8 protein-coding genes are annotated in these 6,953 nt (G+C 62.7%); 6 read left to right on the top strand and 2 right to left on the bottom strand.

All coding sequences use genetic code 11. From position 1 onward, the window contains the following. Window positions 1-968: SulP family inorganic anion transporter (locus ACXWUF_RS15865; RefSeq protein ID WP_458495627.1), on the bottom strand; the 968-nt coding region annotated here is incomplete at its 3' end. Between the two features lie 76 nt (window positions 969-1,044). Beyond that, the gene (cyoE, locus tag ACXWUF_RS15860; protein WP_458495626.1) at window positions 1,045-1,944 is read right to left on the bottom strand and encodes a heme o synthase; all 900 of its coding nucleotides are present in this window, start codon (window positions 1,942-1,944) and stop codon (window positions 1,045-1,047) included. 84 nt (window positions 1,945-2,028) lie between these two features. Between cyoE and ACXWUF_RS15855 the strand changes: the two genes are divergently transcribed. The 6 genes from ACXWUF_RS15855 to ACXWUF_RS15830 all read left to right on the top strand — a co-directional run bounded on the left by ACXWUF_RS15855 (window position 2,029) and on the right by ACXWUF_RS15830 (window position 6,923). Then, the gene (locus tag ACXWUF_RS15855; protein WP_458495625.1) at window positions 2,029-3,405 is read left to right on the top strand and encodes a M16 family metallopeptidase; all 1,377 of its coding nucleotides are present in this window, start codon (window positions 2,029-2,031) and stop codon (window positions 3,403-3,405) included. Window positions 3,406-3,436: 31 nt separating this feature from the next. Further along, window positions 3,437-4,792, top strand: coding sequence for a M16 family metallopeptidase (locus tag ACXWUF_RS15850; protein ID WP_458495624.1), 1,356 nt, complete (start codon window positions 3,437-3,439; stop codon window positions 4,790-4,792). Between the two features lie 96 nt (window positions 4,793-4,888). Further along, the gene (gene rsmD / locus ACXWUF_RS15845; protein ID WP_458495623.1) at window positions 4,889-5,449 is read left to right on the top strand and encodes a 16S rRNA (guanine(966)-N(2))-methyltransferase RsmD; all 561 of its coding nucleotides are present in this window, start codon (window positions 4,889-4,891) and stop codon (window positions 5,447-5,449) included. After that, window positions 5,446-5,934 carry a pantetheine-phosphate adenylyltransferase gene (gene coaD / locus ACXWUF_RS15840; RefSeq protein WP_458495622.1) on the top strand — a complete coding sequence of 163 codons (489 nt, stop codon included), beginning with the start codon at window positions 5,446-5,448 and terminating at the stop codon, window positions 5,932-5,934. Before rsmD ends, coaD begins: the two co-directional genes overlap by 4 nt. 10 nt (window positions 5,935-5,944) lie before the next feature. After that, window positions 5,945-6,193, top strand: a complete 249-nt coding sequence (locus tag ACXWUF_RS15835; RefSeq protein ID WP_458495621.1) for a YfhL family 4Fe-4S dicluster ferredoxin — start codon at window positions 5,945-5,947, stop codon at window positions 6,191-6,193. 79 nt (window positions 6,194-6,272) lie between these two features. After that, window positions 6,273-6,923: an HAD-IA family hydrolase gene (locus ACXWUF_RS15830; RefSeq protein WP_458495620.1), complete on the top strand. Its 651-nt coding sequence runs from the start codon at window positions 6,273-6,275 to the stop codon at window positions 6,921-6,923. Window positions 6,924-6,953 lie beyond the last annotated feature (30 nt).

Raw genomic sequence — 6,953 nt, 5'->3', positions numbered from 1 at the left:
CGCTGCATATCAAGCCCGGAAGGCACCCGCGAAGGCAATTGGCTGAAAATCAGGAAGCCTTCCCGCTCGGCCAGCTGGTCCTTGATTTGCTCAAGAACATGGGCGGCGGTCACGTCCACCGACTGCACCCGGCGCATGTCGAGGATGATGTAACGACACGCTCCCATTTCCGGTGCCAAGGCCCGGTAAAGCTGGTCGGCGGTGCCAAAGAACAAGCTGCCCTGCAACTCCACAATCACGGCTTGATGGCCCTCGCGCTCTAGGATCGCCATCTCGTCGTGCAAGCGTACCTGCTTGGAAAAGGTGGCGTCGCCATAGCTCTTGCGCCGGACGATGGTGCCGCCGATCTGTTCCCGCATGAACAGCAGCACCGCCAAGCCCACGCCCACGCCGGACGCGGCGATGAGGCTGACCGTCAAAGCCACCACAATCACCACAAAGATGATGGCGAAATCCAGCACCGTGGCGCGGGATTTCAGGAAGCCGAGGCTGTGGCGGTCGATCATGCGGGCACCGATCACAATGAGGATGGCGACCAGAGAAGCCACCGGCATCCAGGCGATGAGTCCACCGAACACCAGCAAGGCCATCATGGGCGCCACCCTGGTGAATGTTTCCAGCGGGGCCACCAGCCGCCGTTCCGGGTTGATTGAGGGTGGCTTGGCCATGGTGCCCGCGCCGGGAATTCCACCCGCCACCGCCGAAACGATATTGCCCACGCCTTGGCCGACGATCTCCCGGTTCGAGTCATGGCGGCTGCGGGTCAAGGTGTCCAGCACCACGCAGGTCTTCAAGGTGTCGATGGACAGCAGTACCGCCAGGGTCAGGGCCGAAGTCACCACGATTTCCAGCCGATCCAGACCCATCCCGCCAGCGGCTCGCCAGCGTCCGGCGATGGCTTCCGCGAAACCGCCGCCGTCCCCGGCCAAAGAGCCAATCACGAAAGGATTGCCAGGCAGGCTGCGCAAGGCCGGCTCAAACCAAGCCACGGTGAAATAAGCCGCAATCCCGCCCGCTAAAGCGAGAAGGGACTACGAGCGCTTATTACGGCACGAGCCGGTAATAATGATCGACCAGCAGCGCCGAGAATATCCCCATCAAATACAGCAGCGAATAGGCGAAGGTCTTCATCGCCAGCTTGTTGTCCTTCGCCAGCTTGAGCCGGATGGCGTAGTAGAGAAATCCGGCGCCCAGCACCACCGCCGCGAGCAGATAAATCAAGCCGCTCATGTGGGTGAGGAACGGGAACAGGCTGAAAATGAATAGCAGGATGGTATAGAGCAGGATATGCAGCTTGGTGATGTCGTCGCCGTAGATGACCGGCAGCATGGGCATCTCGGCCAGCCGGTACTCGTCTTTCTTCGCCAAGGCCAGCGGCCAGAAATGGGGCGGGGTCCAGGTGAAAATCAGCAGGAACAGCAGCAGCGAATGGGGATGCACCGCCCCCGTCACCGCGCACCAGCCCAACACGGGCGGAGCCGCGCCCGCCGCGCCGCCGATGACGATGTTCTGGGTGGTGATGCGCTTCAAGTAGCGGGTGTAGATGACCGCATAGCCAATCAGCGACACGAAGGTCAGCACCGCCGTCAGCACATTGACGAACACCGCCAGAATGACCATCGACAGCACCCCGATGATGCCCGCGAAAATATTGGCTTGGCGCGGGCTGAGCTGGGATTGGGGCAGCGGGCGGTCCTCGGTGCGGGACATCTTGCCGTCGATTTCCCGGTCGTAGATGTGGTTCAACGCAGCGGCGGAGGCGGCGGCGAGTCCGATGCCGATGGCGCCCCAGAAGGATTCCATCAGCGGCGGCAGCCCCGGCACCGCCAGGAACATGCCGATCACGGCGGTGAATACGATGGCCCCGACGACCCGGAGCTTGCACAGCGCCAAGTAAGCTCGCCAGGAAGCGGGGGGTGCGGAATCGGGTGTGGTGGTCGTCATCGTCGGTTTCGGTATTCGATTACAATAGCAGCCGTCAGGCGGTTTGCCCGCCAAACTAATGAACAATCCCAAGGAGAACGTCACATGTTATTACGCGGACTCCGTTTGATCCTGCTGGCCGCGCCGCTCTCGGTCCACGCCGCCGAGCCTCTGGTGCATGAATTCCAGTTGGACAACGGTTTAAAGCTCATCGTGCAAGAAGATCACCGTGCCCCGGCGGTCGTCTCGCAGGTCTGGTACAAAGTGGGCGCGAGCCACGAATACGGCGGCATTACGGGCATATCCCACATGCTCGAACACATGATGTTCAAGGGCACTGACAAGCATCCGCCGGGGGAGTTTTCCCGCATTATCGCAGCAAACGGGGGGAGGGAAAACGCTTTCACCGCCCAGGACTATACCGCCTATTTCCAGTCGCTGGAGAAGGGCCGACTGCCGGTGAGCTTTGAACTGGAAGCCGACCGGATGCGTAACCTCAAGCTGTTGGAGCCGGAATTCGCCAAGGAACACCAAGTGGTGCTGGAGGAGCGGCGGCTCCGCACCGACGATCAGCCCCGGTCCAAGATGCAGGAGCATTTCGACTCGGTGGCCTACAGCAACAGCCCTTATAAAAATCCCGTCATCGGCTGGCCGGACGACGTGGCCGGGCTGACCCTGGCCGACCTTAAAGAGTGGTACGCGCTCTGGTACGCGCCCAACAACGCCACCGTGGTGGTGGTTGGCGACGTGAAGCCCGACGAGGTCTACGCCCTGGCGAAAAAGTACTTCGCCAAGCTCAAGCCCAGTGAACTGCCGGAGATCAAGCCGCAGGGCGAAGTGGAGCAATTGGGCATCCGCCGCTTGACGGTCAAGCTGCCCGCCAAGCTGCCCTTCTTGGTCATGGGCTACAAGACGCCCTCCCTCAAGACCGCCCCCGACGAGCGCGACGCCTACGCCTTGGAAGTCGCCGCTGGCATTTTGGACGGCGGCAACAGCGCCCGGCTGTCCAGCCGACTGGTGCGGGGCCAACAAATCGCCTCCGCCGCCGGGGCGGGCTATGACCTGAATTCGCGCCTATCCAGCCTGTTCACCCTGGAAGCCACGCCGGTTGAAGGTAAGTCACTGGCCGAACTGGAAAAATCCCTGTCGGACGAAATCCGCCGCCTGCGGGACGAGCCGATTTCCGCCGAGGAGTTGCAGCGGGTCAAGGCGCAGGTGCTCGCCAGCCATGTCTATCAGCTTGACTCCATGTTCTACCAGGCCATGCAGTTGGGCGCGGCGGAGACCGTCGGCCTGGGCTGGCACACGGTTCAGGAATACGTGGACAAGGTCAACGCCGTGACCGCCGAGCAAGTGCAGAAGGTCGCCAACAAATATCTGGTGGATGACCGGCTCACCGTCGCCCATCTCGAACCCCAGCCTTTGCCCGAAGGGGCATCCGCGCCCGAAGACGCCCCCATGGGAGGTGACCATGTCCGTTAATTCGATTTTTGTTGAAGGAAGGAAGGCTCATTTGAATTCCCCTCACCCCGACCCTCTCCCAGGGGGAGAGGGGGCAAGAAACCGGCGTTTCGCCAATATCTGGCTGTTGATTTGCCTGTTCGTCAGCCTCCCGGCCTTCGCCACGCCCGACATCCAGCACTGGACCACGGCGCGGGGCGGGCGGGTGTATTTCGTCGCCACCCAAGGGCTGCCCTTGGTGGATGTGCGGCTGGTGTTCGATGCGGGCAGCGCTCGCGACGGCACCAAATTCGGCTTGGCGGCGCTGACCTCCAACCTGCTGGACACCGGCGCGGGCGCTTGGGGCGCTGACGCCATCGCCCAACGCTTGGAGAATATCGGCGCGGCGCTGAGCAGCGGCGCTTCCCGCGATTCGGCTTTTGTCGCGCTGCGCAGCCTCACCCACCCCGAGAAGTTGTCGGTAGCCCTGGAAACCGCCAAGGAAGTGCTGGCTCATCCCCGCTTCGATCAAAAAGACTTCGACCGCGAGAAAAACCGCACCCTGCTCGCCATCAAGCAACGGGGCGAAGACCCGGGCGACCTCGCCGAGATTGCCTTCATGAAAGCGCTGTATGGCGACCATCCCTACGGCCATCCGCCGGAGGGGAATAAAGAAACCGTCGAGCCGCTGACCCGTGACGACTTGGTGGATTTCCACAAACGCGCCTATACAGCGAAGAACGGCATTCTGGTCATCGTCGGCGACCTGAGGCGGCCCGAGGCGGAGTCCATCGCCGACAACCTGTTGTCCGCCCTGCCCGATGGCGAGGGGCTGCCGCCTCTGCCGGAACCCGTCGCCAAGCCAACCGCGCAGACCGTGAAGACCCCGTTCCCGTCCGAGCAAACCCACGTCTTCGCGGGCGAGTTGGGCATGAAGGTGAACGACCCGGACTATTTCCCCCTGTACGTGGGCAACCACATTCTGGGCGGCAGCGGGCTGGTGTCGCGGATCATGGAGGAGGTGCGGGAGAAACGCGGCTTCGCCTACAGCGCGTTCAGCTATTTCTATCCGTTGCGGGTGACCGGCCCTTATCAAATCGGTTTGCAAACCAAGAACGCACAGGCCGGTGAAGCGTTGGACGTGGCCATCAAGACCGTGCGCGACTTTATCAATAACGGCCCGACCGACAAGGAATTGGACGCTTCCAAGAAGAACATCGTCGGCGGCTTCGTCCTGCGCCTCGACAGCAACCAGAAGTTGACCGGGGAAGTCGCTTCGATAGCGTTTTATAACCGCCCGCTGGATTACCTCGACACCTTCACCCAGAAAGTGCAGGCCGTGACCAAGGGGGACATCAAGCGGGCGTTCAAGGCGCGGATCGACCCGGAGCGGCTGCAAACCGTGCTGGTGGGCGGCGGGGCGAAGTAATGGCCACGCTTGTAGGTCGGGCTTTAGCCCGATCCCACCGCCCCGCTTGACCGTGGGTCGGGCTAAAGCCCGACCTACATTAACCAACCCCCACCCATGAACAACGAAATCCGCATCATCGCTGGTCAATGGCGCCGCCGGAAGCTCAAGTTTCCCGACGCGCCGGGACTCCGCCCCACCCCGGACCGGGTGCGGGAAACCCTGTTCAACTGGCTGCAACGCGACCTGGAGGGTGCCCGTTGCCTGGACCTTTACGCTGGGAGCGGCGCCCTCGGTTTCGAAGCCGCCTCCCGTGGCGCGGCATGGGTGGTGCAGGTGGAAGCGCAAGCCGCCGTGTCCGCAGCCCTGAAAAGCAATCGCACACTACTGAACGCGGAGCCGGTGGAATGCGTCCACGCCGACGTGGCCCGCTTCCTGGCCGGTCCCGCCGAGCGCTTCGATCTGGTGTTTCTCGACCCGCCCTTCCGCCAGAATTTAATCGGCCCGGCGTGCGACGCATTGGAAACCCGTGGCTGGCTGGCCCCGGCGGCGAAAATCTATTTGGAAACCGAACGCGGCTGGAAGCCCGATGGCCTGCCGCCTTGCTGGCGTCTGTTGCGTGATGGCACGGCGGGCGAGGTGGCTTATCACTTGTACCAGCGGAACCCTAGCCCATGAATATCACCGCCCTTTACCCCGGAACCTTCGACCCCATCACCAACGGCCACATCGACCTGGCCCAACGGGCTTCCCGCATCTTCGACCGGGTGTTCGTCGCCGTGGCCGCCAACAAGGGCAAGGCGCCGCTGTTCGATCTGGAAGAGCGGGTGGTCCTGGCCCACGAGGCGCTGAAAGACTTGCCGAATGTCGAAGTGCTGAGCTTCGGCGCGCTCACCGTCGATTGCGCCCGGACGGTCGGCGCTTCCGTGATTCTGCGGGGACTCCGGGCCGTGTCGGACTTCGAGTTCGAATTCCAGCTCGCGGGCATGAACCGCCATCTCGGGCCGGAGTTGGAAACCATGTTCCTCACCCCCAGCGACAAGTACGCCTTCCTGTCCTCCTCCGTCATCCGTGAAATCGTCAAGCTGGGCGGCGACGTGTCGAGCTTCGTGCCGGAACTGGTGCGGGAAGCCCTGCTCAACAAATTCGCCGATGCCTTGTGAGATCAACGCCATGGCTTTGCTGATTACCGACGAATGCATCAACTGCGATGTCTGCCAACCGGCCTGCCCGAACGGGGCAATTTCCGAAGGCGAGTCCATCTACGAAATCAACCCGGCCCTTTGCACCGAATGCGTGGGGCACCACGACAAGCCGCAGTGCATCGAGGTCTGCCCGGTGGAGTGCATCATCAAAGACCCGGACCATGTGGAGGACCGGGACGCGCTGCACGCGAAGTTTTTGCGGCTGGAGCACGGGTAATCGGTGGGAGCGGTTTCTAACCGCGACCGATACCCCGCCAGTCGCGGCTGGAAACCGCTCCCACCCTTGAGAACTACCCATGCGCTACGACGCCATCATCTTCGACTGCGACGGCACCCTGGTGGACAGCGAAGTCCTGGGCAACCGGGTGCTGGTGGAATGCATTAACGAACTCGGCCTCGACTACACCCTGGAAGAAGCCTTGGCCCAATTCACCGGGCGCAAGATGGGCGACACCCTCGCCCTGGTCGAACAACGGCTGGGCCGACGGCTGCCCGATGATTTCCTGCCCGAACTGCGGCAACGCATGGCGGTGGCCTTCGAGGCGGAACTTAGGCCCATCGCGGGCGTGGAAGCGCTGCTGCGGGAATTGCGTGTGCCCTTTTGCGTGGCGTCCAACGGACCCAGCGACAAAATGGCGGTCAGCCTGCGGGCCACTGGATTACTACCCTATTTCGAGGGCCGCATCGTCAGCGCCTACGATATTGGAAGCTGGAAGCCGGAGCCGGGCTTGTTCCTCCACGCCGCCGACGTGTTGGACGTGCGGCCCGAGCGTTGCGCGGTGGTTGAGGACAGCCTCCTCGGCGTGCGGGGCGGGGTGGCGGCGGGAATGACCGTGTTTGGATTCGCGCCCACGGGAAAGGGTTCGGTCATGGCGGAAGCCGGAGCGCGGCTGTTCCCGGATATGGCCGCGCTGCTGCCACTGCTCTGCGATGATCCGCAAAATTAGGGCACATCATGTGGGAGTGGGCTTCAGCCC

The sequence above is a fragment of the Methylomagnum sp. genome (assembly GCF_054333355.1).
The sequence above is the reverse complement of the archived record's forward strand: the minus strand, read 5'-3'. Positions and strand labels throughout refer to the sequence as shown.

What these genes read in the sequence shown, in the direction of transcription:
- coaD (WP_458495622.1), top strand. Translation starts at nt 5,446, where the DNA reads ATGAATATCACCGCCCTTTACCCCGGAACCTTCGACCCCATCACCAAC.
- ACXWUF_RS15830 (WP_458495620.1), top strand. Translation starts at nt 6,273, where the DNA reads ATGCGCTACGACGCCATCATCTTCGACTGCGACGGCACCCTGGTGGAC.
- ACXWUF_RS15835 (WP_458495621.1), top strand. Translation starts at nt 5,945, where the DNA reads ATGGCTTTGCTGATTACCGACGAATGCATCAACTGCGATGTCTGCCAA.
- ACXWUF_RS15855 (WP_458495625.1), top strand. Translation starts at nt 2,029, where the DNA reads ATGTTATTACGCGGACTCCGTTTGATCCTGCTGGCCGCGCCGCTCTCG.
- cyoE (WP_458495626.1), bottom strand. Translation starts at nt 1,944, where the DNA reads ATGACGACCACCACACCCGATTCCGCACCCCCCGCTTCCTGGCGAGCT.
- rsmD (WP_458495623.1), top strand. Translation starts at nt 4,889, where the DNA reads ATGAACAACGAAATCCGCATCATCGCTGGTCAATGGCGCCGCCGGAAG.